At 63.7% G+C, this 25535-nt stretch carries 20 protein-coding genes; 5 read left to right on the top strand and 15 right to left on the bottom strand.

Features of this window, described 5'->3' with window-relative positions:
- Positions 1 to 4: 4 nt before the first annotated feature.
- Entirely contained in the window at positions 5 to 826 is an 822-nt protein-coding gene (locus AC0L21_RS19960; protein ID WP_473263528.1) for an NAD-dependent epimerase/dehydratase family protein, read from the bottom strand.
- 89 nt (positions 827 to 915) lie between these two features.
- Here AC0L21_RS19960 and AC0L21_RS19955 point away from each other — a divergent pair, with 89 nt between their 5' ends.
- Positions 916 to 1884: an SMP-30/gluconolactonase/LRE family protein gene (locus tag AC0L21_RS19955; RefSeq protein WP_473263527.1), complete on the top strand. Its 969-nt coding sequence runs from the start codon at positions 916 to 918 to the stop codon at positions 1882 to 1884.
- Between the two features lie 155 nt (positions 1885 to 2039).
- On the opposite strand, the gene AC0L21_RS19950 is transcribed toward AC0L21_RS19955, so the two are convergent.
- The gene (locus AC0L21_RS19950; protein WP_473263525.1) at positions 2040 to 3470 is read right to left on the bottom strand and encodes an aldehyde dehydrogenase family protein; all 1431 of its coding nucleotides are present in this window, start codon (positions 3468 to 3470) and stop codon (positions 2040 to 2042) included.
- A 203-nt stretch (positions 3471 to 3673) separates the two neighbouring features.
- The gene (locus tag AC0L21_RS19945; RefSeq protein ID WP_473263524.1) at positions 3674 to 6037 is read right to left on the bottom strand and encodes a transketolase; all 2364 of its coding nucleotides are present in this window, start codon (positions 6035 to 6037) and stop codon (positions 3674 to 3676) included.
- 133 nt (positions 6038 to 6170) lie between these two features.
- Here AC0L21_RS19945 and AC0L21_RS19940 point away from each other — a divergent pair, with 133 nt between their 5' ends.
- Positions 6171 to 6632, top strand: a complete 462-nt coding sequence (locus tag AC0L21_RS19940; RefSeq protein WP_247342718.1) for an Lrp/AsnC family transcriptional regulator — start codon at positions 6171 to 6173, stop codon at positions 6630 to 6632.
- A gap of 4 nt (positions 6633 to 6636) precedes the next feature.
- Here the strand turns inward: AC0L21_RS19940 and AC0L21_RS19935 are convergent, their stop codons facing one another.
- The 11 genes from AC0L21_RS19935 to AC0L21_RS19885 form a co-directional block, all read right to left on the bottom strand.
- Positions 6637 to 7716, bottom strand: a complete 1080-nt coding sequence (locus AC0L21_RS19935) for a zinc-binding dehydrogenase (protein ID WP_473263523.1) — start codon at positions 7714 to 7716, stop codon at positions 6637 to 6639.
- Between the two features lie 59 nt (positions 7717 to 7775).
- Positions 7776 to 8717, bottom strand: a complete 942-nt coding sequence (locus AC0L21_RS19930) for a DMT family transporter (protein WP_473263557.1) — start codon at positions 8715 to 8717, stop codon at positions 7776 to 7778.
- A 185-nt stretch (positions 8718 to 8902) separates the two neighbouring features.
- On the bottom strand, positions 8903 to 9742 hold the full coding sequence (locus AC0L21_RS19925) for an aldo/keto reductase (protein ID WP_473263522.1): 840 nt from the start codon (positions 9740 to 9742) through the stop codon (positions 8903 to 8905).
- A 45-nt stretch (positions 9743 to 9787) separates the two neighbouring features.
- The gene (locus tag AC0L21_RS19920; protein ID WP_473263555.1) at positions 9788 to 10690 is read right to left on the bottom strand and encodes an SMP-30/gluconolactonase/LRE family protein; all 903 of its coding nucleotides are present in this window, start codon (positions 10688 to 10690) and stop codon (positions 9788 to 9790) included.
- Between the two features lie 232 nt (positions 10691 to 10922).
- On the bottom strand, positions 10923 to 13628 hold the full coding sequence (locus AC0L21_RS19915; RefSeq protein ID WP_473263521.1) for a molybdopterin-dependent oxidoreductase: 2706 nt from the start codon (positions 13626 to 13628) through the stop codon (positions 10923 to 10925).
- Positions 13629 to 13643: 15 nt separating this feature from the next.
- A complete protein-coding gene (locus AC0L21_RS19910; RefSeq protein ID WP_473263520.1) occupies positions 13644 to 14861 on the bottom strand; it encodes an NAD(P)/FAD-dependent oxidoreductase in 1218 nt (405 codons plus the stop codon).
- Between the two features lie 10 nt (positions 14862 to 14871).
- A complete protein-coding gene (locus AC0L21_RS19905; protein WP_354056597.1) occupies positions 14872 to 15300 on the bottom strand; it encodes a globin family protein in 429 nt (142 codons plus the stop codon).
- A 119-nt stretch (positions 15301 to 15419) separates the two neighbouring features.
- Positions 15420 to 16799 carry an MFS transporter gene (locus AC0L21_RS19900; protein ID WP_473263517.1) on the bottom strand — a complete coding sequence of 460 codons (1380 nt, stop codon included), beginning with the start codon at positions 16797 to 16799 and terminating at the stop codon, positions 15420 to 15422.
- A 325-nt stretch (positions 16800 to 17124) separates the two neighbouring features.
- Positions 17125 to 18840: an ABC transporter ATP-binding protein gene (locus tag AC0L21_RS19895; RefSeq protein ID WP_473263515.1), complete on the bottom strand. Its 1716-nt coding sequence runs from the start codon at positions 18838 to 18840 to the stop codon at positions 17125 to 17127.
- A gap of 7 nt (positions 18841 to 18847) precedes the next feature.
- Positions 18848 to 19936 carry an ABC transporter permease gene (locus AC0L21_RS19890; RefSeq protein ID WP_473263514.1) on the bottom strand — a complete coding sequence of 363 codons (1089 nt, stop codon included), beginning with the start codon at positions 19934 to 19936 and terminating at the stop codon, positions 18848 to 18850.
- 79 nt (positions 19937 to 20015) lie between these two features.
- Positions 20016 to 21479: a CmpA/NrtA family ABC transporter substrate-binding protein gene (locus AC0L21_RS19885; RefSeq protein ID WP_473263513.1), complete on the bottom strand. Its 1464-nt coding sequence runs from the start codon at positions 21477 to 21479 to the stop codon at positions 20016 to 20018.
- A gap of 137 nt (positions 21480 to 21616) precedes the next feature.
- Between AC0L21_RS19885 and AC0L21_RS19880 the strand changes: the two genes are divergently transcribed.
- From AC0L21_RS19880 to AC0L21_RS19870, 3 genes are all read left to right on the top strand, one after another.
- On the top strand, positions 21617 to 21787 hold the full coding sequence (locus AC0L21_RS19880; RefSeq protein WP_473263512.1) for a hypothetical protein: 171 nt from the start codon (positions 21617 to 21619) through the stop codon (positions 21785 to 21787).
- A gap of 380 nt (positions 21788 to 22167) precedes the next feature.
- Positions 22168 to 23007: a formate/nitrite transporter family protein gene (locus AC0L21_RS19875; RefSeq protein WP_473263510.1), complete on the top strand. Its 840-nt coding sequence runs from the start codon at positions 22168 to 22170 to the stop codon at positions 23005 to 23007.
- 55 nt (positions 23008 to 23062) lie between these two features.
- A complete protein-coding gene (locus AC0L21_RS19870) occupies positions 23063 to 24799 on the top strand; it encodes a bifunctional protein-serine/threonine kinase/phosphatase (RefSeq protein WP_473263554.1) in 1737 nt (578 codons plus the stop codon).
- Between the two features lie 23 nt (positions 24800 to 24822).
- On the opposite strand, the gene AC0L21_RS19865 is transcribed toward AC0L21_RS19870, so the two are convergent.
- Positions 24823 to 25497: an NAD(P)-dependent oxidoreductase gene (locus tag AC0L21_RS19865; protein ID WP_473263509.1), complete on the bottom strand. Its 675-nt coding sequence runs from the start codon at positions 25495 to 25497 to the stop codon at positions 24823 to 24825.
- Positions 25498 to 25535 lie beyond the last annotated feature (38 nt).

Below are 25535 nucleotides of genomic sequence, written 5' to 3'. Positions count from 1 at the left end.
GCTCCTACCGCTTGGTCCAATCGATGATCCGACTTGTGTCGCCGTCGAACTCGTTGCTGCAGAACGCGCCGCCCTGATAGTGATCGCCGATCGGATCGGGCTTCAGCTTGGCCTGCTCGGCCATCGCATGCGCCACGTGGTCCTCGGAGCGCCCCGTGGGACGGTAGCCGAACTCGTAGGCGCGGTGATTGTCCCACCAGGCGCGCTCGTTCAGGGACACGCCGTAGAAGATCTCGAAATGAATATCGGGATGCTCGAGCCCGATCTGGCAGAGCTGCACCAGATCTTCCGGCTTCAGCCAGATCGAGATCCGGCGAAGGTCCAGCGGTACGTCCCCGAAATTGCCAATGCGAAGGCAAGTCACCTTCAGGCCATGCTTGTCCGCATAGAGCGCGCCGACCGCTTCGCCGAACACCTTGCTGACGCCGTAGCGGCCATCGGGGCGCGGGGTCACGTCGGTGCCGATCTTGTGGTGGCGCGGATAGAATCCGACGGCATGGTTCGAGGAGGCGAACACCACGCGCTTGACGCCCTTGCGGTACGCGGCCTCGAACAGATTGTAGCCGCCGATGATGTTGGCCTGGAGGATGTCGTTCCAGGGACCTTCGACCGAATAGCCGCCGAAATGGATGATGCCGTCAACGCCCTCGCAGATCGCCTCGCACTGCGCCAGGTCAGAGAGGTCCGCCGCCTTGAATTGCTCGTTGGGGCCGAGATCGGCCGGCGGGCGGATGTCGCTGAGCAGCAGGTCGGGATAGATCGGCGGCAGCAATGTCCGCAGCCGCGTGCCGATTCCACCCGAAGCTCCCGTCATCAAGATGCGCATGTCATTCCTCGTCTTTGGCGACCGATTTGCCGTCACGTGTCTCTAATGATAGCTGGATTGTCCAGAGGGAACGAAACGAGAGAACCGACATGAATGAGGCATCGTCCCACACTCAAGGCTGGCGGCCAGCGACCTATTACCCCGATCCCGCGATAAAAGCACTGGATCCCCGCTTCGAAAAATACTGGCTGAAACTCTCGGCCGTGGAGCGGTTGACGACCGGCCTGCGCTGGGCCGAGGGTCCGGTGTGGTTCGGCGATGGTCGTTATCTCTTGTGCAGCGACATTCCGAACCAGCGCATTATCAAATGGGAAGAGGAGACCGGCGCCGTCAGCGTGTTCCGCAAGCCCTCCAATTTCGCCAACGGCAACACCAGGGATCGCCAGGGCCGGCTGGTCACCTGCGAGCATGGCGGGCGACGCGTGACCCGCACCGAATATGACGGCAGCATCACCGTGCTGATGGACTCGTTCGGCGGCAAGACGCTCAACTCGCCAAACGACGTCGTGGTGAAATCCGACGGCGCGGTCTGGTTCACCGATCCCACCTTCGGCCTGCTCGGCAATTACGAGGGCTACAAGGCCGAGCCCGAGATCGAGCCGAACGTTTACAGGTTCGATCCCACAACCGGCAAGGCGACCATCGTCGCCGAAGGCGTCCTGGGTCCGAACGGGCTGTGCTTCTCGCCGGACGAGAAAATTCTTTATGTTGTGGAATCGCGCGGCGTGCCAAACCGAAAGATCCTCGCCTATGACGTCTCGGCGGACGGCACCACGATCTCGAACAAGCGCGTCCACATCGACGCAGGCCCGGGCACGCCTGATGGCATGCGCTGCGACATCGACGGCAATCTCTGGTGCGGCTGGGGCATGGGCGATCCCGAGCTCGACGGGGTCGTGGTGTTCGCGCCCGACGGCGTCATGATCGGCCGCATCGCGCTGCCCGAGCGCTGCGCCAACCTCTGCTTCGGCGGTGTCAAGCGCAACCGCCTGTTCATGGCGGCGAGCCAGTCGATCTACGCGTTGTATGTGAACACGCAGGGCGCGGTCGGGGGATAGTTTCTCCGCCCTTTTTTGTGAGCTCGTAGCCCGGATGGAGCGAAGCGCAATCCGGGACATTCCCCGCATTCCGCTTCGCTCCATGCGGGCTACGAAAAAACAAAACGCCGGAGCGGTTTCCTGCCCCGGCGCTTTGTTCGTTCAGGCGACGAAACCTATGCCGCGTTGAAGCCGGCGACGGCCTTCACTTCGAGGAAGTCCTCGAGGCCGTACTTGCCCCACTCGCGGCCGTTGCCGGACTGCTTGTAGCCGCCGAACGGCGCGGTGCGATCGTTCGGCACGCCCTGCAGGTTGACGTTGCCGGCGCGGATCTGACGGCCGACGCGCTTGGCGTCCTCGACGGACGCACCCGTGACGTAGCCGGCAAGTCCATAGGGCGTGTCGTTGGCGATGTGCACCGCCTCGGCTTCGTCCTTGGCGCCGATGATGGTCAGCACCGGTCCGAAGATCTCTTCGCGCGCGATCGTCATGTCAGGGGTGACGTCGGCGAAGATGGTCGGACGGACATAGAAGCCCTTGTTGACGCCCTCGGGCAGGCCCGGGCCGCCCGAGACGAGCGTTGCGCCCTCGTCGATGCCCTTCTTGATCAGGCCCTGGATCTTGTCCCACTGGCCGCGGTTGACGACGGGGCCGATGGTGGTGCCTTCGGCGCGCGGATCGCCCGCCTTGGTCTTGTCGGCGACAGCCTTCGCGATCGCGGCGACTTCCTTCATCTTCGAGAGCGGCACGATCATGCGCGAGGGCGCGTTGCAGGACTGGCCGGAGTTGTTGAACATGTGCATCACGCCGCCGGTCACCGCCTTCGTGAGGTCGGCGCCTTCGAGGATGACGTTCGGCGACTTGCCACCGAGCTCCTGGCTGACGCGCTTCACGGTTGGTGCCGCACGCTTGGCCACGTCGATGCCGGCGCGGGTCGAGCCGGTGAACGAGATCATGTCGATGTCGGGGTGCTCGCTCATGGCGGCGCCGACCTCGGGGCCGAGACCGTTGACGAGGTTGAACACGCCCTTCGGCACGCCGGCTTCATGGAGGATTTCCGCAAAGATCAAGGCCGAGGTCGGGGTGAACTCCGACGGCTTCAGGATCATGGTGCAGCCGGCGGCGAGCGCGGGCGCGACCTTGCAGGCGATCTGGTTGAGCGGCCAGTTCCAGGGCGTGATCATGCCGACCACGCCGACCGGCTCGCGCAGCACCATGGCGGTGCCGACCGGTTCCTCGAAATGATAGTTCTTGAGCACGTCGAGCGTGGTCATGAGGTGGCCAAGGCCGGCGCCGGCCTGCAGCTTTTCGGCCATCGGCAGCGGCGCGCCCATCTCGTCGGAGACGGCGGCACCGATCTCCTTGAGCCGGCCCTTGTAGATCTCGATGACCTTGGTGAGCAGCGCGACGCGCTCGTCACGGCTGGTCTGGGAGAACGTCACGAACGCGCGCTTGGCGGCGGCGACAGCTTTGTCAACGTCGGCCTTGGAGCCCAGCGCAACCTCGTACATCGCCTCTTCCGTCGCCGGATTGACCACGGCGGTGGACTTCTTGACGGCGGGATCGACCCAGGCGCCGTCGATGTAGAACTGCATGCGATTGACCATAGTGAACCTCTTCTTGGGGGGCTTGGGGGCGTTTCGGCAGGCATCCTTGCACGAAAGCGCCGGCAATTGAACCCGCCATGTGCGGGGCCAGCATTGCGGCGGACTGAGGTTATATGAGCCGATGGCGGAGGGGTGGCAAGGTCTCGATTGCCGTCGTCCTGGCCCAGTGCGCCATTGCGCACGGGGGCCAGGACGGCGGAGAACTACACCGCCATCTTCCGATGCAGCACCGGCGCGCCGGTGGTGAGGCTTTCGGCCGCATCGATGATGGCGTTGGCGTCGATACCGTGGTGACGATAGAGGTCCGCGATGGTGCCGGTCTGGCCGAAATGCTCGACGCCGAGCGCCTCGACGCGGTGGCCGCGGACGCTGCCGAGCCATCCGAGCGCCGCCGGATGGCCGTCGATCACGGTCACGATGCCGCAGTCGCGCGGCAGCGGCGCGAGCAGTTTTTCGATGTGGCTGAGATGCTGCACGCCGCGCCGATCGCGGCGCAATTTCCGCGCGGCGGTCCATCCCGCATGCAGGCGATCCGCGGACGTGATCGCGAGCAGGCCGACGTCGCGCCGGCTCTCGCCGATGAAGCCGGTCGCCTCGATCGCTTCCGGCGCAACGGCGCCGATATAGGCGATGATGAGTTCGGCATTGGGGCCCGGCTTGCGCAGCCAATAGGCGCCGTCGGTGATGCCCTGTGCAAGCTCGGGTGTCATGATCCGCTGCGCCTGCTCGATCGAGCGCGTCGAGAGCCGCAAATAGACCGAGCCACCCTCGCCCGGATCGCGCTGCATGTGGTTGAAGCCGAAGGCCATGATCACGGCGAGCTCGTCGACGAAGGCCGGCTCGAACGAGGCAAGCCCATCCTGCGCCATGCCGATCAAAGGCGTTGCGATCGACTGGTGCGCGCCGCCTTCGGGTGCCAGCGTGATACCTGACGGGGTTGCCGCCACCATGAAGCGGGCGTCCTGGTAGCAGGCATAGTTCAGCGCATCGAGACCGCGCTCGATGAAGGGATCGTACAACGTGCCGACCGGCAGCAGCCGCTCGCCGTTGATCTGGTGCGACAAGCCTAACGCCGAGAGCATGATGAACAGGTTCATCTCGGCGATGCCGAGTTCGAGATGCTGGCCCTTGGGCGAGAAATCCCAGTTGAAGGTGGATGGAATTTTCTCGCTGCGGAATAAGTCTGCCTTCTCGCCGCGCGCGAACAGGCCGCGCCGGTTCACCCACGGACCAAGATTGGTCGAGACGGTGACGTCAGGCGATGTCGTGACGATGCGCCTGGCAAGCTCGCTGTCGCCGCGCGCGATCTCGTTCAGCACGAGACCAAAACCCTGCTGGGTCGACATCTGCGGCGCCGGCTTGAAGGCGAGTTGCGACGGCACCTCGATCACAGGCGCGGTAAGCCGGCGGCCGTCCTGGTTGAACGGCACGCCCGCGAGGAAGGCGTCGAGCTCGGCGGCACTTTGGGCGAGACCCTCGTATCTGTCCCATTCGTGTCCTGGCCGGATGTTCTGGCTGTCGCGATATTTCTCCATCTGCGCAACCGTCATCAGGCCGGCGTGATTGTCCTTGTGACCCTGGAACGGCAGGCCGACGCCCTTGATGGTGTAGGCGATGAAGCAGACCGGGCGATCGTGATCGATGGATTCAAAGGCGTCCAGCATGCTCGCCATGTCATGGCCGCCGAGGTTCGACATCAGCGCCAGCAATTCGTCGTCGCTGCGCTTATCGATCAGCTTGGTGATGGGACCCTGATCGCCGATCTCGTCGTGGAGGTGTTTGCGGAACGCCGCGCCGCCCTGAAAACACAAGGCGGCGTAGAGCGCGTTCGGGCAATTGTCGATCCAGCGCTTCAGCGCCTCGCCGCCAGCTTCCGCAAAGGCCTCGCGCATCAGTCGGCCGTATTTCACGATCACCACGTCCCAGCCGAAATTGCGGAACACGGTCTCGAACTTTTCCCAGAGGCCTTCGCGGACCACGGCGTCCAGCGACTGCCTGTTGTAGTCGACCACCCACCAGGTGTTGCGCAGCCCGTGCTTCCAGCCTTCCGCCAGCGCCTCGAAGATGTTGCCCTCGTCCATCTCGGCGTCGCCGACCAGCGCAATCATTCGCCCTTCGCGGCGATCCTTCATCCAGCCATGTGCCTTGACATAGTCCTGCACCAGCGAGGCGAACAGCGTCTGCGCAACGCCGAGGCCGACCGAGCCGGTGGAGAAATCGACGTCGTCGACGTCCTTGGTGCGCGAAGGATAGGACTGCGCGCCTTTGAAGCCACGAAAATTCTCCAGCTTGTCGCGGCTCTGCCGGCCGAACAGATATTGGATGGCGTGGAACACCGGGCTTGCATGCGGCTTCACCGCGACGCGATCTTCGGGTTTCAGCACGTGGAAATACAGCGCCGACATGATGGTGGCGAGCGAGGCCGACGAGGCCTGATGTCCCCCGACCTTCAGGCCGTCCGCATTCGGGCGGATGTGGTTGGCGTGATGAATGGTCCATGACGACAGCCACAGCGCCTTGCGGGCGAGCGCGGTCAACGTGTCGAGGCGGGTGGTATCAACGGGCATGGCAATGCTCCCGGAAAACAGGTGCCCGATGATACCCCTGCAGGAAGCGCTAAACTTCTCAATTTTTCGCGCAATAGCAACTGATGTTGGGATAGCTTACCAATCGATCGGTAAAAACGACAGGTTCATCCCAATGCCCGCCCTCGACGCCATCGACCGAAAAATCCTCGCTCTGCTCCAGAACGACAGCCGGTTGACCATGCAGGAGCTGGCCGACAAGGTCGGGCTGTCGGTGTCGCCCTGCCATCGCCGGGTCAAGCTGCTGGAGGAACGCGGCGTCATCTCGCGCTACATCGCGACCGTGGACCAGAAGGCGCTGGGGCTGCATGTCAGCGTTTTCATCTCGATCAAGCTGGCGCGGCAGAAGGAGGAGGATCTCAACCGCTTCGCGCGGGCGATCTCGAAATGGGACGAGGTGCTGGAGTGCTATCTGATGACCGGCAACCGCGACTATCTCCTGCGCGTTGTCGCGGCCGACCTCGCCTCCTACGAAACTTTCCTGAAGACCAAGCTGACCCGGCTCGACGGCATCGCCTCGATCGAGTCGAGCTTCGCGCTCAGCCAGGTGAAATATTCGATCGCGCTGCCGGTGTAAGGCATCACCGCCACGGCTGTACGATGATCTTGGTGTGCGCTTCAGGGTTGGCGAGGTCGGCGAAAGCCTTTGCGACGCCGTCGATGCCGATCTCGGCGGTGACCATCGCCGCCGCATCCACCTGCCCTTCCGCGATCAAGCGCAGTGAGGCTGCAAACTCGTCCGGCGTGTAGCCGAGCACGTACTGGACGTTGAGCTCCTTCATGATGCCGAGCATGGGCTCGCTCCTGTCGGTCTCCATGCAGACACCGACCACGACGATCCTGGCATCGCGCGGCGCGCCTTCGAACACCTGTTGCAACAGACCGGGCACGCCGACGCATTCGAAGATGATCGCGGGCTTCAACGCGGGCAGCATCGCCTGCAACGCCGGCCGCGCGGCCTTCTCCGCATCCGACATCTGCGCATGCTCGGCCCAGGTCGCATAGGGCTGCGACACCCTTGGATCCACGACGACATCGGCGCCGAGTTTTGCCGCAAGCGCGCGCCGCGCCGGCGAATAATCGGCCGCGACGATCGGATGCAGGCCTTTGAGCTTCAGCGCCGCAATCACCGCGAGCCCGACCGGCCCGCAGCCGATCACGAGCGGCACCTCGCCGCCTCGGATGTTGGCCTTGGCGACGGCATGAACGCCGACCGCGAGCGGTTCGGTGAGCGCGGCATGCTCCGGCGCGAGACCGTTGGGCACCTCGAGCAGCAGCGCTTCGCTCAGCAGCATCGCCTCGGCATAGCCGCCAATATTGTCATTGGAATAGCCGATGCCCTCGATGCCCAGCGGAGTCACGAGGGCCGGCAGCGAGCAGACGCGCGTGCCCGGCTTGAGCTTGCGCACAGTCCCCGGGCCGAAGTCGACGATCTCGCAGCAGAACTCGTGGCCGAACACGACGTCACGGGCGAGGTCCATCGGCTTGCGGCCGGTCTTTCTCGCCATCTCCACCATGCGGTGGGCGTGCTGGCGCGCGTGCAGGTCGGAACCGCAGATGCCGCAGGCGAGCGTCTTGACCAGCACCTGGCCGGAGCCCGGCTTTGGCTCGGCGATCCGGTCGACGACAATCTCACCGTTCCTGAAAATCGCAGCGCGCATCCGGCTCCTCCCGTCTTGTTGGAGCCATTGATAGCACGAAGCGGACGCGCGATCTTGCGTCAGGGGTTCGGGGAACGCTCTTCCATGATCAGGAGCTGGGCGCGGCGGATGCGCTCGCGATGGGCGATGTAGAGGCCGCTGGCGACGATGAAGGCCGCGCCGGTGACGGTCCAGACATCCGGAACTTCGCCGAACAGGAAGAAGCCGAGAATGCTGACCCACAGCAACTGCGTGTAGGAAAACGGCGCCAGCACCGAGGCATCGCCGTAGCGATAGGCCAGCACGATGATCCACTGGCCGACCGTGGAGGCGACGCCGATCACGATGCCAAACCCGATCGCGGTCCACGTCGGCGCGACCCAGACGAACGGTACCATCAGAGAGAGGATCGCAACGCCCGTCAGCGCCGAATAGGCCATGGTGGTGAGGACGGCTTCGCGCCCGCTCATCATGCGCGTCAGGATCAGCGCCGCAGCCCAGCAGAACGCCGAGACGATCGGGAAGAACGCGGCGGCGTGAAACGCGCTGGAGCCCGGGCGCAGGATGATCATCACGCCCGTCAAGCCGATCGCGGTGGCGATCCAGCGGCGCATGCCCACCTTCTCGCTCAGGAACACGATCGAGAGAGCGGTGACGAACAGTGGCGAGACGAACCCGGTCGCGGATGCTTCCGCGATCGGGAGGAAGCTCAGGCCGGTGATGAAGAACAGCGAAGAGCCCAGCAATGCCGCGCCGCGCATCAGCTGCAGGCCGAGGCGCTCGGTGCGCATGGCATGAAGCGGCGAGCCCGGCAGCATCACCGGCGTGAACATCAGCGCGAACGTCACGAAGCGGATCCAGGTGATCTCGATCGACGGGAGGCTCGACGACAAATATTTCGCGGTGACATCGGAGCAACCGAGAAAGATCGTCGACAGCAGCACCAGCGCGATGCCCTTGAAAGGATGATCGACGCGCGCGGGCGCGCGGCGCGCCTGCGGCTTCTTTTCCGGCATAGGCATGGGAATACTGTCGAGCCTTGCGGCTGCGGCGGGCGGCGGGGTCACGGCTGGAACCTAGGAATGCGAATCGGGAATGATCGTAAAAAACGATAATTGCGCCGCTTTCACAACTTCCGAAAACAGGATGCCGATATGCGCTCACGTCCGCGCGCGTCAAGACTCCATTAATAATGGGCGTTTGTGCACTACAGCATGGGCAGCCCGCGCGGCTTCGGACCGCGCGGAAACGCCGCATCGAGCTCCGCAATCTCGTCTTTCGTCAGCACGAGATCGCCGGCCGCGGCATTTTCGCCTGCATGTTCCGCGGACGACGCCTTCGGGATCGCGAACACCGTAGTCGCACGGGTGAGGAAGCTCAGCGCGACCTGGCGCGGCGTCGCGCGACGCGCCTCCGCGATGCGCACCAGCACTGCGCCGCCCTTACTGCTGCTCGCAGGGAAATCGTCGTGGCCGAACGGCGAATAGGCGACCACGGCAACACCATGCTGCTCGCACCACGGGATCACCGCGTGCTCGATCGCGCGTTCCCTCAGATGATAGAGCACCTGATTGCAGGCGATGCGGCCTTCGCCGGCGGCGTCGAGCATCTCGTCGAGATCATCGGCATCGAAATTGGAGACACCCCAGGATTTGATCTTGCCGGCCTTCACCAGTTCCTCGAACGCGGCCACAGTGTCCTCCAGCGGATACGAGCCGCGCCAATGCAGCAGATAGCAGTCGAGCCGATCCGTCTTCAGCCGCTTCAGCGAGCGCTCACAGGCGGTGATGGTTCCGCGGCGCGAGGCGTTGCTTGGCAGCACCTTTGACACGAGGAACACCTCGTCGCGTCGGCCCGCGATCGCATCGGCAATGACGAGTTCGGCATCGCCATACATCTCGGCGGTGTCGATGTGGGTCATGCCGAGATCGAGCCCGCGCTGAAGCGCCGCGATCGCGCGCTTACGATCACCATGGTCGAGATACCAAGTGCCCTGCCCGATGACGGAGACGCTGGCGCCGGTTTTGCCGAAGGGTTTCGTGTTCATAATTGCTCCGATACCACTCGTTCGCTCAGGCAACCGCCATCGAGCTCAAGAGTTCAATCCGCCGATGCCAGCGACCAGTACGCTACCGGTCGCAGACTCCGTGATGTAGAGCTGATCTTTGTTCGCGCCACCAATCGTGACATTGGTGCAATTCGGTCCGGCACACGATTTCACCCGCGCGATCAATTCGCCGTTGGGCGCGAACACGAAGACATGGCCGAGCGAGGCGTGACCGACGAACAGGCGGCCCTTGGCATCCATGGTCATCCCGTCAGGACCGCTGGTGCCGAACAGCGAGCAGAAGCGGCCGACCTTCGACACGCTGCCGTCCTTCATGAACGGCAACCGCCACACCGCGTTGTCGCGCGTCATCGCGACGAACAGCACGGTCTCGGTTGGATCGAGCACCAGACCATTCGGACTGATGCCAGTGTCGACCAGGCAATCCAGCCGGCCGCTTTGCGCCAGGCGATAGACACGGCCGCTTGCGTCATGCAGGCCGGTCTGTCCCTGGTCGGTGAAATAGATGTCGCCGTTGGAAGCGAGATGCAAATCGTTGCAGCCGCGGAATGATTCCGAATTGCGCGCGGTCAGCACAGGCTTGATGCGGCCTGCCTCGGCGTCGAATTCCATGATGCCGTGCCTGTAGTCGGCGACCAGGATGCGGCCGTCGGCCGCGATCTTCAGCCCGTTCGGCCAGCCCTCATATTCAATCGCGAGCGACCACTCGCCGTCAGGCGCAATGCGGAAGATGCGGCCGAAGGGAATGTCGACGATGTAGAGATTTCCATTGTTGTCGAACGACGGCCCCTCGATGAAGGAGTCCGTCGGCACACCCGACCGGTTGGCATCGGCCCAATCCGTCCGTTCGCCCTTGCGGCGGAATTTGTCGGGCATGGCGGAGAAGAGCCTGGTCTCGATCAGGCGCGGCGGCGTTTCCAGGTACATCATTGTTGTTATCTTTGTTGAACTGGCGGAATGCGCGGCAGCATAGGGCACAACGGAGGGGTCGTCGATTGGTGCGACAGCTTCACCACACTCTCGGGGTCGTCCTGGCGAAAGCCAGGACCCATTACCACAGGGACATATTGTTGCGGATAGTGGCCACAACGGGCTTCGACAAACGCTGACCGGGGTAATGGGTCCTGGCTTTCGCCAGGACGACGATCAGGAGAGACCTCTACCCCGCCGCGCCCGCGCGCTTGGCCTGCATCGCCGGTGCCACCTCGGTGGTCGCGATCAGGCGCTTCAGCTCGGGGATGCAGGAGCCGCAATTGGTGCCGGCCTTGAGCTTTGCGCCGATCTCGGCGGCCGTGCGCGCGCCCGCGACGATGGTGTCGCAGATGGTGCCGCGGCCAACGCCGAAGCAGGCGCAGACGACAGGCCCGGTCGAAGCCGCGCCCTCGCTGGACTTGCCGGACAGCAGCATGCGCCGCTGCTCGTCGGTGACGTGGTCGGCGACGAACAGGCTCTTCACCACCTCCCAGTCGCCGGCATCATGCGCGGGGCCGACGAACAGGCAGGTTTCGATGCGGTCGCCCACAAACGACGCCGCGCGATAAACGCCGCCGCCGAAGTCGCGATAGTCGGCGACGTCCTCGCCGGCAACGCCACCGAGCCAGGCCGGCCAGCGCGACAGATCCGCATTGTCGGCGAAGAGATAGCCGAAGCCGCCCGTGACAGTGACGCGGGTCCACATCAGATTCGGCGGCAGCTCCAGCTGCTTGCGCGACAACGCAAAGCCGCGGAAGACGTATTCATAAGGCACGATCGCAGCTGGTGTCGCCTTGGACTCCGGCTGTCCCGAGAACGGATCGGTGAACGGTGCAACCAGCGCCCCGACGCGACCGTGCGAGGCGTTCATCGCACTCCAGTGGATTGGCGCGAACAGCGTGCCGCGCTGCTGCCGGTCGCTGACGACGGCCTTCAGAATGCACTGGCCATAGTCGCTCGTAATGCGGGCATAGCCGTCGTGGACGATGTTGTATTTGTTGGCGTCGTCGGGATGAATCTCGACGAACGGCTCGGGCAGATGCGCACCGAGCCGCTGGCTGAGGCCCGTACGGGTCATGGTGTGCCACTGGTCGCGGATGCGCCCGGTATTGAGCCGCAGCGGCCGCGACGGCCCGGTCTCGCCGCGCAGCGCCGGCACCTCCGTCGCAACGAAGCGACCCTTGCCGTCATTGGTGAAGAAGCCGCCAGCCGCGAAAAACCGCTCGCCGGGCGCCTCGCCTTCGCGCGCAGGCCACTGCACGGGCTTCAAGGCGTCGAAGCCCTCGTCGGATAGCGAGGTCAGCGCGCCGATGTCGAAATCGCGGCTGCCATCGTTCTCGAACGCCGAGAGCGCGGCGTGCTCGCGAAAGATGTCGGCAACGGATTTGTAATTAAAACTGTCGCCGAAGCCGAGGCGTTTTGCGGTTTCGCTCAGGATCCACCAGTCCGGCCGCGCCTCGCCTGGCGCCGGCAGGAACGAGCGCTGGCGCGAGATACGGCGCTCGGAATTGGTCACGGTGCCCGACTTCTCGCCCCAGGCGAGCGCGGGCAGCAGCACGTGCGGTCCGGCCTCGACGGTGTCGTTGGAGAGCACGTTCTCGGACACCACGAACAGCTCGAGCTTCTTCAGCGCCTCGCGCACGAAGTCGGCATCGGGCAGCGAGACCGCGGGGTTGGTGCCCATCACCCACAGGGCCTTGACCTCGCCGCGGTTGATGGCTTCGAACAGCTGCACCGCCTTCAACCCTTCATGGGTGGCAATGCGCGGCGCCTTCCAGAACCGCCGCACGCGATCGATGTCCGGCGGCGTGAAGTTCATGTGCGCGGCGAGCTGGTTGGCGAGGCCGCCGACCTCGCGACCACCCATCGCGTTGGGCTGGCCGGTGAGCGAGAACGGCGAGGCACCGGGCTTGCCGATGCGGCCCGTGGCAAGATGGCAGTTCAGGATCGCGTTGACCTTGTCGGTGCCCTGCGCCGACTGGTTGACGCCTTGCGAGTACAGCGTGACGACGCGGGGCGTGTCACGGAACATCTTGAAGAAAGTAGCAACGTCCGGCTCGGAAAGGCCGGTCGCCAGTGCGGTCGCGGTGACGCCGCCGGCGATGCTGCGTGCGCGCGCCAGCGCGTCGTCAAAGCCCGACGTGTTTTGCGCGATATAGTCCTGATCGAGCGCACCATTGTCGGCGAGGTGAACGAACAGGCCGGAGAACAGCGCCGTGTCGGTGCCGGGCTTGAGGCCCAGGAACAGATCGACGTCGGTCGCGGTGTCGGTGCGGCGCGGATCGATCACGATCATGCGGGCGCCGCGCTCCTGCCTGTTCTTCAGCATGCGCTGGAACAGCACGGGATGGCACCAGGCGGCATTCGAGCCGACGAAGACGAGCAGATCGGCCTGGTCGAGATCCTCGTAGCAGCCGGGCACGGTGTCGGCGCCGAAGGCGCGGCGGTGACCGGCGACCGAGGACGACATGCAGAGCCGCGAATTGGTGTCGACGTTGGCGGTGCCGACAAAGCCCTTCATCAGCTTGTTGACGACGTAATAATCCTCGGTCAGAAGTTGGCCGGAGAGATAGAATGCGACCGCGTCGGCGCCGTCGCGCGCGACGATGTGCTGCATGCGGTGGGCGACGTGATCGAGCGCATCGCTCCAAGCGACGCGTTCGAGCACGCCCTTGCAGCGGATCATCGGATAGAGCAGCCGGCTTTCCAGCCCGACGGTCTCGCCGAGCGCCGAACCCTTGGAGCACAGCCGGCCGAAATTGGCAGGATGATCGGGATCGCCCGCGATCGCCGCGCCGCCCTTGCCGTCTGGCGTGGCCAGCACGCCGCAGCCGACGCCGCAATACGGACAGGTCGTCTTGGTGGCGCGGAGCGTGGGATCGATCGCCGTCATATCAAGCCGCCTCTATCAAGCCGCCTTGGAGGGACGCGCGAGCGCGCGGCCGAACATCATGTCTGCGCGGATCGCCGCCACCTTTTCGCGATTGCGGATCAGTTCGAGATACCAGAGCGCATCGACGGTATCGCCGATCAGCAGGGCGCCGGTCAGCCGGCCCTCGGCGATCACGAGCTTCTTGTAGGTGCCACGCCTGCGGTCTGACAGCACGAGGCTCTCGCTGCCCTCCCCGCCCATGAAGTCGCCGGCGGAGAACACGCTGACGCCCGACACCTTCAAATTGGTCGAGACCACGCTGCCCTGATAGGCCGCGGGACGGCCGGAGAGATGCCGCGCCAGCACGCGCGCCTGCTCGTAGGCAGGCTCGACGAGGCCGTAGCAGGTGCCGCGATGCTCGGCGCATTCGCCGAGCGCGTAGATATCGGGTGACGCCGTCTGCATCTCGTCGTTGACGACGATGCCGCGGTTGACTGCGATGCCGGCGTCTTTTGCGAGCGCAATGTTGGGCCTGATGCCGGCGGCGAAGATCACCGCATCGGCCTCGATGCGGCTGCCGTCGGCAAGCTCGACCGCTTCGACATGGCCCTCGCCGTGAATGCGGGCTGTGGATGCATTGAGCAGGATGCGAATGCCCTTGCGCTCGACCAGCGTCTTGAGCAGGTCGGCGGCGGGGGCATCGAGCTGGCGCTCCATCAGCCGGTCCATCAGGTGCAGCAGCGTCACGGGCGCTCCGGCCTTGGCGAGGCCGTAAGCCGCTTCGAGTCCGAGCAGACCACCGCCGACCACGACGACGCGTTTCTTAGCCGCGGCAAGGGTCAGCAGCAGATCGACGTCCCGGGTGTCGCGAAAGGTGTGCACGCCGGCGAGATCGGCGCCGGGCACGTTGAGCCGCAGCGGCGTCGAGCCGACGGCGAGCACGAGCTTGGAATATTCCATGCTCTCTTCGCCCTCGATCTTGAGCTCGCGTCGGCCGGTGTCGATCTCGGTGACGCGATAGCCGTAGCGCACCGTGACGCCGCGATGGCGCCACCAGTCGGCAGGCCGCAGTTCGATCTCGTGCGAGCCGGTCTCCCCGGCCAGCACGGAGGAGAGCAGAACGCGGTTGTAAGCGAGCCGCGGCTCTTCGCCGATCACGGCGACCGCGTAGCGGCCGAGCGAGGTCTTGGCGAGCTCGTCGACCAGACGCGCGGCCGCCATACCGTTACCGACGATGACCAGCGGTTCGCTCACAACGCATCTCCTATTCGGCGGCCTGCGGCTGTGCGCCGTAGGCCTCGGAAATCATGTAGCCGGACAACACGCCGTAGGCGTCAGTCCAGGCGGTAGCGAGTTCGGGCGTCCAGGCTTCGCCGAGGCCCTTCTCCAAGGTCCACAGCAAGGTCGCGCCGACCACGGGGTAGTGCTCGGCCTTGGCGCCGTAGGCGACGTGACGCTTCGCAAGCGCCGAGGCCGCGGGAAGAATCGAGTCCAGGTTCGACAGACCGCCGACGACGGCAGCGAGCATGCCCATCAGCTTCTTGCGCTGCTCGGTCATGTCCTCGGGAAACATCGCGCGCACGGATGGCGCGACCTCGAACAGGCGATCGTAGAACAGCACCGCGGCTTGCGCGGAAATCGGCGCGACCTTGGCAAAGCTCTGTTGGACGAGGGTGATCTGTTCTGGCGTCATGATGTTCTCCTGCCTGTTGGGTTTGCCTTGGTGCGCGCCATTGCGAACCAGGTTCATTGTCAAACTGTCGGGCAATGCTTCTCCCCGCGTACGGGGAGAAGCGAGTTTCGTACCAAGTATTAGACACGCGCGCCGGCGAGGGTTGACGCGCCTTCGCCCTGCGGGCTGCGACGCAGATAGAACCACCAGGTCAGCGCGAGACAGGAGGCGTAGAAGCCGAGATAGATCGCGAGCGCGAGCTGCGGCCCACCGGTCAGCGCGATCGACTTGCCGAACCCGGTCGGGATCAGATAGCCGCCGACGGCGCCGACCGCGCCGATGAAGCCAACCGCAGCACCGCTCTCGATGCTCGCCGTCTTCAAGGCGGCCGCGCGCTCCGCATCGCCCTTGCCGCGCACCCTGAACAAATTGTGCTCGCGGAAGATCGAGGGGATCATGCGGTAGGTCGAGCCGTTGCCGATGCCCGTCGTCACGAACAGGACCAGGAACATCGACAGGAAGCCGATGAAATCCTTGTGCCCGACGAAGTAGAGCACGCCGATCGTCGCGCCTGCCATCACGATGAAATTCCAGAACGTGATCACCGAGCCGCCGATCCTGTCGGCAAGCCAACCGCCGAGCGGCCGCGAGAGCGAGCCGACCAGCGGTCCCAGGAACGCGATCGCAATGGTGACCTGCGGGAACTGGGTCTTGATCAACAGCGGAAATGCAGCCGAGTAGCCGATGAAGGAGCCGAACGTGCCGATATAGAGATACGCCATGATCCAGGTGTGCTTGCGCTTGACCACGGCGAGCTGGTTCTTGATCGACGACTTGGCCGTGGTCAGGTTGTTCATGAAGAACACTGCGCCGAACACCGCGATCGCGATGGGCAGCACCCACATCAGGCCGGCGTTTTGCAGGAAAACACCGTCAACGGGCGATGCCTGGAACAGGTTGATGACGGCGAGCGTCATCAGGATCGGGGTCAGGAGCTGCACGCTGGAGACGCCGATATTGCCGCCGGCCGCATTCAGTCCCAGAGCCCACCCCTTCATCCGGTCGGGGAAGAAGAAAGAGATGTTGGTCATGCTGGAAGCAAAATTGCCGCCGCCGAGACCGGCGGTCGAGGCAATCAGCAGCATCAGCCAGAACGGCGTATCGGGCTGGCCGACGAAATAGGCCAGCGAGAGCGTCGGAATGAACAGGATCGCCGCACTGAAGATGGTCCAGTTGCGGCCGCCGAACGTCGTCACCGCAAAAGTGTAGGGAAAGCGCATCAACGCGCCGATCAGCCCGGGCACCGCGACGAGCTGGAACAGCTGGTCGGTGGTGTAGTGGAAGCCCGCCTGCGGCAGCTTGGTGGTGACGATGCTCCAGATCAGCCAGACCGAGAAGCCGATATGCTCGGCCACGATCGACCAGATCAGGTTGCGTCGGGCGATCGTCTTGCCGCCCGCATTCCAGAACGCCTCATCTTCGGGGCGCCAGTCAGAAATCCAAGATGGATTCTTCTTCATTGAGTATCCCTTCCAGGCTCACCGCTGCGTCGTTGCAGGCTCAACCTCCGGCCACGGAGGCGCGTTCCGAGGCTTCACCCCGGTGGCGAGTTACGATGCTGATTGATGATGTTGAGGGACGTCGTCGTTGGCGTCGCAATTGGTGCTTCAATTTCCGTGCCAACTGCGCACATTCCGGAAACGCTGGAAATTCAGGAGCTTGTTCGGAGTGCTCCGATTTTTCGCAGGACTATTCCGCACGCAAATTTTGCGATTCGCTCAATCCCTGTGCGGCGCACAAGGATTGAGCTTGATGCAACCGATTTGAACGTGCATGCGCGCCTGATCACGCCGCTTCCGGATTGACCGCTGGTTTCGGCGGCGCCTTCGACACGGCTCCATGCTCGTAAGCTTCGAGAAAATCGAGCAACTCGCGGCGATATCGGTAGTAATTGGGGTGCTCGAGCAGAGCCTTTCGCGTGCGCGGCCGAGGGATGTCGACCTCCATGATGTGACCGATCCGGGCGTACGGTCCGTTGGTCATCATCACCACGCGGTCGGCAAGCAGGATCGCCTCGTCGACATCATGGGTCACGCACATCGCCGTTACTTGCGTGCGCTTCCAGACCTCCATCAGTACCTCCTGGAGGTCCCAGCGGGTGAGGCTGTCCAGCATGCCGAACGGCTCGTCCAGCAACAGCAATTTTGGCGACAGCGCGAAGGCACGCGCGATGCCGACTCGTTGGCGCATGCCGTCCGACATTGCCGCAGCCGACTTGTCGAAAGAATCCGCAAGCCCCACCCGCTCGAGGTAATAGTCGACGATCTCGTCGCGCTGTCGCCGCGTAGCGTGCGGATAGACGCGGTCGACACCGAGCGCAACGTTCTCGCGTGCCGTCAGCCAGGGAAACAATGAAGGTGCCTGGAATACGACCGCACGGTCGGGACCGGCCGTCGTTACCTCGCGGCCGTCGAGAATGATGCCCCCGAGGGAGACCTCGTTGAGACCTGCAGTCATCGACAGCACCGTCGACTTGCCGCAGCCGGAATGACCGATCACCGTGATGAACTCGCCCTTGCGAACCTTGAGGTCGAAGTTCTCCACGATGGTCAGCGGCCCCGTCGGCGTCGGATAGACCTTCGAGAGCTGGGAGAATTCGAGATAGCGATCTGTGTTGAAGGTCACCGTAGCAGCCGCCTTCTGATAGGCCGTCGGCGGCTTGTCCATCTGCGTGATGGGTATGACGTTGGGCAGGGTACGAACCGTCGCATCGGCTTCGGCCGAGCGCTCTTTCGCGACGTCAAGGAGATAGCCGGTGACGGCCTGCCGCAGCCGCTTGAAATGCGGATCCTCGTTGATCGAGGACCGGTCGCGCGGGCGCGGGATGTCGACTTTGAACTGCTGCCCGAGCGTCGCGTTCGGGCCCGGCAACAACGGAATGATGCGATCGGCGAGCAGGATCGCTTCGTCGACGTCATTGGTAACCAGCACCACGGTGCGCTTGTCGCGCGACCAGATGTCGACGATCTCGTCCTGGAGCTTGGCGCGGGTCAACGCGTCGAGTGCCGATAGCGGCTCGTCGAGCAGCAAGATCTCGGGGCTGGTTGCAAGCGCACGGGCAACGGCGACGCGCTGGCGCATGCCGCCGGACAGTTCGGCCGGCAGGCGGGTCGCCGCGTGCGTAAGCCCGACCATGTCGATGTAGCGGTCGACGCGGCCGGCGCGCTGAGCCTTGCTTTCGCGGGCAAACACCTGATCGACAGCGAGAGCGATGTTGCCGCGTACCGTCAACCACGGCATCAGCGAGTACGACTGAAAGACGATGCCGCGGTCCGGGCCGGGCCCCGCGACCGGTTTGCCCTTGAGCGTGATCTCGCCGGCATCCGGCTGCACCAGCCCGGCGATCGCCGAGATCAGTGTCGTCTTGCCGCTGCCCGAGAAGCCCACGATGGCGATGAACTCGCCCTCGGCGACCTCAAGATTGACATTCGACAGCACGTCGGTGCGCTTGGCGCCGGCACCGTAGCCCTTGCGGAGCCCCTTCAGCGACAGGAACGACATCAGGGCCTCAGCGCTGGCTGGAAAAGGTGAAAGCGGACTGGAGCGCGTACATCACGCGATCGAGCAGGAAGCCGATGATCCCGATCGTCAGCACAGCCAGGATGATCCGGGCCAGCGACTGCGACGAGCCGTTCTGAAACTCGTCCCAGACGAATTTCCCAAGGCCCGGATTCTGCGCAAGCATTTCCGCCGCGATCAGCACCATCCAGCCCACGCCGAGAGAGAGTCTCAATCCGGTGAAGATCAGCGGCAGCGAACTTGGCAGGACCAGCTTGGTGACGGTGCGCCATGTCGGTAGCTGCAGGACGCGGCCGACGTTGAGCAGGTCCTTGTCGATCGAAGCCACTCCAAGCGCGGTGTTTATCAACGTCGGCCACAATGAACACAGCGTCACCGTGATGGCGGAGATGACCAGCGACTTCGGTAGCAATTCCGACGGGTTCACATAAAGCGCCGAGACCACCATGGTCACGATCGGGAGCCACGCAAGCGGCGATACCGGCTTGAATATCTGGATCAGTGGGTTGAGAGCACTGTTCATGGTCCGGGAGAGGCCGCATAGGATACCGAGCGGCACGGCAACAAGCGTCGCCACGGCAAAGCCGAGCGCCACCGTCATGAGACTGGTTAGTATTTGGTCGAAATAAGTTGGCTTGCCTGCATAGCCACGATGCCGGACATCCTCGGGATGACCGTCAGCGACGACTTTGGCGTTACGTTGATCCTGGCGTTCGTAGAAAGCCGCCCGCTTGGCGCGCTCGGCCAGATGGTCGGCGTACAGGTTTCCGGCCTGCGTCCAGACCTCGGCGGGCCCCGGGATGGCGCCGAGCGACGTCTTGACCCGCGGCGCTGCCCAGGCCCATGCCAGAAGGAAGACTCCGATGCCAATCAGCGGCACCAGCAATCCCTGGCGTAGCTCCTTCAACTGCGGCTTGACGCTGTCGCCGGCCACAATACGGGCCAGTGGCACGAGCCATCCCAATCCGAGGATGTTGAGATAAATCGCTGCTGCATTGATGCGCGCAAACACCCGCTCCCGGCGGGCACGCTTGCGCTCCTCTGCGCTGAGGTCGATGTAGTCGGTAACCGCTGCCATAGTCTTATCCCTCGGCGTTCATCGCCCGACTTCGAGTGAGGAGACCGGGCCGGCCTGACGGCGGCCCGGCTCATGCGCGTCAGCCGTCGATGACCTTGGCACCGTCGATCTTCTGCTTGCCCTTTAGACCGATCTTCAGGCTATCGATGTAGGCGTTGGGCTTGCGACCATCGTAAGTGACGCCATCGATGAATTCCGAGGTCGGCGCACGATAACCCTCGCTCTCCCAAGGGAAGTCGTCCTTGTTCGCTTTGCCGTCGGCGATCAGAAGCTTGGCCGCGGAAAGATAGATATCCGGACGATACACGCTCTTGGCCGTCGCCTCGTACCAGGCGTCGTCCCTGGCCTCCGCGATCTGCCCCCAGCGGCGCATCTGCGTCAGATACCAGACCGCGTCGGAATAGTAGGGATAGGTCGCGAAATAGCGGAAGAACACGTTGAAGTCCGGGATGGAGCGCTTGTCGCCTTTCTCGTATTCGAAAGTGCCGGTCATCGAGTTGGCGATGACTGCCTTGTCGGCGCCGACATACTCGGGCTTCGACAACAGCTCGACGGCCTTGGCGCGATTGGCGTTGGCATTCTCGTCCAGCCACATCGCGGCACGGATCAGCGCTTTGGTCAGGGCCAGCACGGTGTTTGGATTCTTGTCGGCAAAGGCCGCGGTGATGCCGAACACCTTCTCCGGATTGTTCTTCCATATCTCATAGTCGGTGATCACGGGCACGCCGATGCCCTTGAACACCGCGGCCTGGTTCCAGGGCTCGCCGACGCAGTAGCCGTTGATGGTGCCGGCTTCGAGCGTCGCTGGCATCTGTGGCGGCGGCGTCACCGACAGCAGCGCTTCGGCCCCGACCGTTCCGGTCACGTCGCCGGACGAATAATAGCCGGGGTTGATGCCGCCCGAAGCGAGCCAGTAGCGCAGCTCGTAATTATGGGTAGACACCGGGAAGACCATGCCCATCTTGAAAGACTTGCCGTCGGCCTTCAGCTTCTCGATCGCCGGACGCAACGTATCGGCCTTGATCGGATGCACGAGCTTGCCGCTCGCATCCTTCGGGATGTTCGGCTTCATCATCGCGAATATCTCGTTCGAGACCGTGATGGCGTTTCCATTGAGGTCCATCGAGAACGGCGTGATGATGTGCGCCTTCGTGCCAAAGCCGATCGTGGCCGCCAATGGCTGGCCCGCCAGCATGTGCGCGCCGTCCAGCTCGCCACTGATGACGCGGTCCAGCAGAACTTTCCAGTTGGCCTGCGCCTCCAGCGTAACGAACAGACCTTCGTCCTCGAAGTACCCGTTCTCCTTGGCAACTGCGAGCGGCGCCATGTCGGTGAGCTTGATGAAGCCGAGCTTCAATTCTTCCTTCTCGGGTTTGAGCGCGGCGGCGCGGACGCGGCCGGGAGCGACCGCAAACGCCGCGGCGACGGTGCCTGCGGCGAGGAACGTGCGGCGGTCGAGGAGCATGAGCGCGTTCGCGCTGGCTCCGCCAAGATGGTGGCCGCGACGACCGCTGCGCGAGGACTGATCAATTGGCTTCGTCATTGAATGTGATGATCCTTTGTGACCGGAGCGACCATCCGCACATGCCGACCGCACGACGCGCACGGCGGCACGTCTCCGGGGAAGCCCCGGATGGCAGAAGTCACAATTCGGATGGAGATCTTCGAGGGACGGCATCGATGGCGTCGCGCATTCTCAAACAAGAAGCGTGCCAGAGCGAACAATTCGGCGATGCCAAGCAAAAACAGAGCGTTGCGCCGAAACGACCCTTTGGTGGCAAATCTCAGCGCGCTGTCAAATTCGGCGAACAGCCCAGTTCTTGTGCGTCGCACAAAAAATGGGCAGGCTGACTTTCGTACCTCTCGGACCCTTGGTCCATTGATGGTCCGCTCGTCACGGAAAGGCGCAAAACGCACCGTAACCGCGCCAGCAGTTGGCCACGATACGTGGCCTGTCATCTGGCACATGGATTGCTTGCACAGTAACCACTCAGTCAACGACGACTGCGGTCCGCCGACATGTTGAGGCCTCCAAAGGCTGAAACTCGGGGAGAGCAATATTGCTTCGCTGGGCCCATCGGGCACAGTCGTCGTCACGCGATCCCAAGCGAGATTCCGAATTCCTTTGGTCCGCAGATTGCCGGTTCACCGGCTCGTGCGGAGGCAGCGTCTTGACAACGGTACCGTCCGAAACCGCCACGCTATTCTCACACGAGCAAAAGGAACCATTGATGTCGTATCTCGCGCCTTCGGAATTCGTCACCAAGATGGTGGATGCGGGCGAATCCAAGATCTTCATGTCCACCCGCGACACCATCATCCGCGCCTATATGGCCGGCGCCATCCTGGCGCTCGCGGCGTGGTTCGCCGTCACCATCAACGTGAACACGGGGCAGCCGCTGATCGGCGCGCTGCTGTTCCCCGTCGGATTCTCGATGCTCTATTTGTTGGGCTTCGACCTTTTGACCGGCGTGTTCGTGCTGGCGCCGCTGGCGCTGATCGACAAGCGCCCCGGCGTAACCTTCGGCGGCGTGCTGCGGAACTGGAGCCTCGTCTTCGTCGGCAATTTCGCAGGCGCCCTTACGGTGGCCTTCATGATGGCCTTCGTCACGACTTTCGGCTTCACGCAGGATCCGGACAAGGTCGGCACGGCGATCGGCAATATCGGCGAAGGCCGCACGCTCGGCTATGCCGCGCACGGCGCGGCCGGCATGGCGACGCTGTTCATCCGCGGCATGCTCTGCAACTGGATGGTCTCGACCGGCGTCGTCGGCGCCATGATCTCCACCTCGGTCCCCGGCAAGGTCATCGCGATGTGGATGCCGATCCTGGTGTTCTTCTACATGGTGTTCGAGCATTCCGTCGTGAACATGTTCCTGTTCCCCTCGGGCCTGATGCTGCACGCGAAGTTCTCGATCATGGACTACCTGATCTGGAACGAGATCCCGACCGTGCTCGGCAATCTCGTCGGCGGGCTCGCCTTCACCGGCATGACCCTCTACGCCACGCACGTCCTGACCCAGCCGAAGCGCCAGGCGGGCAAGGCCTCGTCGCCCCGCATTGCGGCCTGATACATCTCGACAGGAGAGCCTCGCCCGATCAGGGTGAGGCTCCCCTTTGCCGGTGATGACGATGACCCGCGGACTTCAGATCTCGGTCGGCCAGCATTCCGACAAGGGTCGCAAGCTCATCAACCAGGATTTTCACGGCGTCCTCGTTCCGGACGAGCCGATGCTCAGCTTGAAGGGCATTGCGGCCGTCCTCGCCGACGGCATCTCCAGCAGCACGGTAAGCCAGATCGCCAGCGAGTCGGCGGTCAAGAGCTTCCTGATGGACTATTACTGCACGTCGGAATCCTGGACGGTGAAGACCTCCGCCCGTCGCGTGCTGGATGCGACCAATTCCTGGCTGCACGCGCAGACGCGCAAGAGCCAATATGCCTATGACCGCGACAAGGGTTATGTCTGCACGCTGAGCGCCATGGTCATCAAGGCGACCACCGCGCACATCTTCCACGTCGGCGACTGTCGCGTCTACCGCGTGGCGGGCAAGGCGCTCGAGCAGCTGACCGATGATCACCGGATCATCGTGTCCTCGGAGCAGACCTATCTCGGCCGTGCGCTCGGCATCAATCCGCAACTCGAAATCGACTACCAGAGTTTCGAGATCGAGACTGGCGACACCTTCCTGCTGGCGACCGACGGCGCCTATGAGTTCGTCGACGCGCGTTTCATCACGAGCGCGCTCAGCGAGCATGCAGCCGAGCTCGACGGCGCGGCGAAGGCGATCGTCGAGGAAGCCTACCGGCGCGGCAGCGACGACAACATCACCGTCCAGATACTCCGCATCGATGCGTTGCCGCAGCGTGAGCCGGCCGGGATCTTCAATCAGACCTCCCAGCTGCCACTTCCCCCGCTGCCGGAGCCGCGGGACATCTTCGACGGCTACAGGATCGTCCGCGAAATCCACGCCAGCAGCCGCAGCCATATCTACCTTGCCGTCGACGCGGTGACCGAGGAGCCGGTCGCGCTGAAGCTTCCGTCGATCGATTTGCGCGACAATGCCGCCTACCTGAAGCGCTTCCTGATGGAGGAGTGGATCGCGCGCCGGATCGACAGCCCGCACGTGCTGAAGCCGCTGTCACAGTCGAAACGGCGCGGCTATCTCTATGTCGCGACCGAATTCGTCGAAGGTCAGACCTTGCGGCAGTGGATGACGGACAATCCACGCCCCGATCTGGAAACCGTCCGCGGACTGGTCGAGCAGATCGCCGCGGGCCTGCGCGCCTTCCACCGCATGGAAATGCTGCATCAGGACCTGAGGCCCGACAACATCCTGATCGACAAGACCGGTACCGCGAAGATCATCGACTTCGGATCGGTCAAGGTGGCAGGCGTCGCGGAGGCCGCCCCGCTGGACGAGACCGATGAAATTCTCGGAACGGTCCAGTACACGGCGCCGGAATATTTTCTTGGGCAAGGCGGCTCGCCGCGCTCAGACATGTTTTCACTCGCCGTGATCTGCTACCAGATGCTGACGGGAAAGCTTCCCTACGGCACCCAAATCGCGAGGATCCGGCGCAAGGCGGACGTGCGGAGGCTCAAATATCGCCCGGTCGACGACGACAGCAACGTGCCTGCCTGGATCGACGGGGCGCTCAGACGTGCGCTCCATCCGGATCCCTACAAGCGGCACGAGGATCTGTCCGAATTCGTCTTCGAGCTTCGCACGCCCAATCCGGCCTATCTCGACACACGGATCACGCCGCTATTGGAGCGCAGCCCGTTAATGTTCTGGAAATTGACCACGGCAGCGCTCGCCTGCGTCGTCGTGGTCCTGCTTGCGATGTTGCACGCGCGCTGATCAGGGGTGTCGCCACGCAAGGGTCACCACGTGATGAGCGGAGAACGATGCAGCCAGGTATCGTTGCGCACCTGATCGAGCACGAATGTCGCAACGTCTTCGCGCGCAATGCTGCCGCCATGGAAGCCCGAAAGATCCGTCAGGGCCCGGACCGAGCCGCGGCCGGGCTTGTTATTCAGGATCGAGGGGCGAACCAGGACCCAGTCCAGCCCGCTGTCTCTGACGATGGCTTCCTGTCGGTTCTTGTCGGCGTACACCTTCTTCAGGAGAAGCGGAAAGATCACATGGTCGGCGACAAAGCCGCCGTGCCCTGCACTGTCGCCGGCGCCCATTCCCGTGATGCAAACCAGCCGCGAGACCTGCCCGGCTTTCATCGCGCTCACGAGCGCGCGCGTCGCGGTCGAGAGAAGCGTCACCTCGCGGAACGGGCTTACCGGCGTACCCAGCGCACTGACCACGGCATCACGGCCTTTGAGGGCTTCGCGCAGGGCTGTTTCATCGCGGGCATCTCCGACAATGAGCTTTGCCCCTCTGATGTCACTTGCCTTCCCGGCGGACCGCACCAGCACGGTGACGTCGTAGCCTCGCGCTACCGCCTGGTTGACGATCAGGCGACCGGTGGCACCGGTCGCTCCAAGCACCAATATCTTCGTTGCGCCTTCCGGATTCACCGGAACAGTGGCGGTTGAAGAGATCATGATAGGAGTCCTCGTTGTCGTGATGGGGACGTGCCCCT

The organism is Bradyrhizobium sp. WSM4873 (assembly GCF_055811355.1).
The sequence above is the reverse complement of the archived record's forward strand: the minus strand, read 5'-3'. Positions and strand labels throughout refer to the sequence as shown.

What these genes read in the sequence shown, in the direction of transcription:
- AC0L21_RS19960 (WP_473263528.1), bottom strand. Translation starts at nt 826, where the DNA reads ATGCGCATCTTGATGACGGGAGCTTCGGGTGGAATCGGCACGCGGCTG.
- AC0L21_RS19955 (WP_473263527.1), top strand. Translation starts at nt 916, where the DNA reads ATGAATGAGGCATCGTCCCACACTCAAGGCTGGCGGCCAGCGACCTAT.
- AC0L21_RS19950 (WP_473263525.1), bottom strand. Translation starts at nt 3,470, where the DNA reads ATGGTCAATCGCATGCAGTTCTACATCGACGGCGCCTGGGTCGATCCC.
- AC0L21_RS19945 (WP_473263524.1), bottom strand. Translation starts at nt 6,037, where the DNA reads ATGCCCGTTGATACCACCCGCCTCGACACGTTGACCGCGCTCGCCCGC.
- AC0L21_RS19940 (WP_247342718.1), top strand. Translation starts at nt 6,171, where the DNA reads ATGCCCGCCCTCGACGCCATCGACCGAAAAATCCTCGCTCTGCTCCAG.
- AC0L21_RS19935 (WP_473263523.1), bottom strand. Translation starts at nt 7,716, where the DNA reads ATGCGCGCTGCGATTTTCAGGAACGGTGAGATTGTCGTCGACCGGATC.
- AC0L21_RS19930 (WP_473263557.1), bottom strand. Translation starts at nt 8,717, where the DNA reads ATGCCTATGCCGGAAAAGAAGCCGCAGGCGCGCCGCGCGCCCGCGCGC.
- AC0L21_RS19925 (WP_473263522.1), bottom strand. Translation starts at nt 9,742, where the DNA reads ATGAACACGAAACCCTTCGGCAAAACCGGCGCCAGCGTCTCCGTCATC.
- AC0L21_RS19920 (WP_473263555.1), bottom strand. Translation starts at nt 10,690, where the DNA reads ATGTACCTGGAAACGCCGCCGCGCCTGATCGAGACCAGGCTCTTCTCC.
- AC0L21_RS19915 (WP_473263521.1), bottom strand. Translation starts at nt 13,628, where the DNA reads ATGACGGCGATCGATCCCACGCTCCGCGCCACCAAGACGACCTGTCCG.
- AC0L21_RS19905 (WP_354056597.1), bottom strand. Translation starts at nt 15,300, where the DNA reads ATGACGCCAGAACAGATCACCCTCGTCCAACAGAGCTTTGCCAAGGTC.
- AC0L21_RS19900 (WP_473263517.1), bottom strand. Translation starts at nt 16,799, where the DNA reads ATGAAGAAGAATCCATCTTGGATTTCTGACTGGCGCCCCGAAGATGAG.
- AC0L21_RS19895 (WP_473263515.1), bottom strand. Translation starts at nt 18,840, where the DNA reads ATGTCGTTCCTGTCGCTGAAGGGGCTCCGCAAGGGCTACGGTGCCGGC.
- AC0L21_RS19890 (WP_473263514.1), bottom strand. Translation starts at nt 19,936, where the DNA reads ATGGCAGCGGTTACCGACTACATCGACCTCAGCGCAGAGGAGCGCAAG.
- AC0L21_RS19885 (WP_473263513.1), bottom strand. Translation starts at nt 21,479, where the DNA reads ATGACGAAGCCAATTGATCAGTCCTCGCGCAGCGGTCGTCGCGGCCAC.
- AC0L21_RS19880 (WP_473263512.1), top strand. Translation starts at nt 21,617, where the DNA reads ATGGCGTCGCGCATTCTCAAACAAGAAGCGTGCCAGAGCGAACAATTC.
- AC0L21_RS19875 (WP_473263510.1), top strand. Translation starts at nt 22,168, where the DNA reads ATGTCGTATCTCGCGCCTTCGGAATTCGTCACCAAGATGGTGGATGCG.
- AC0L21_RS19870 (WP_473263554.1), top strand. Translation starts at nt 23,063, where the DNA reads ATGACGATGACCCGCGGACTTCAGATCTCGGTCGGCCAGCATTCCGAC.
- AC0L21_RS19865 (WP_473263509.1), bottom strand. Translation starts at nt 25,497, where the DNA reads ATGATCTCTTCAACCGCCACTGTTCCGGTGAATCCGGAAGGCGCAACG.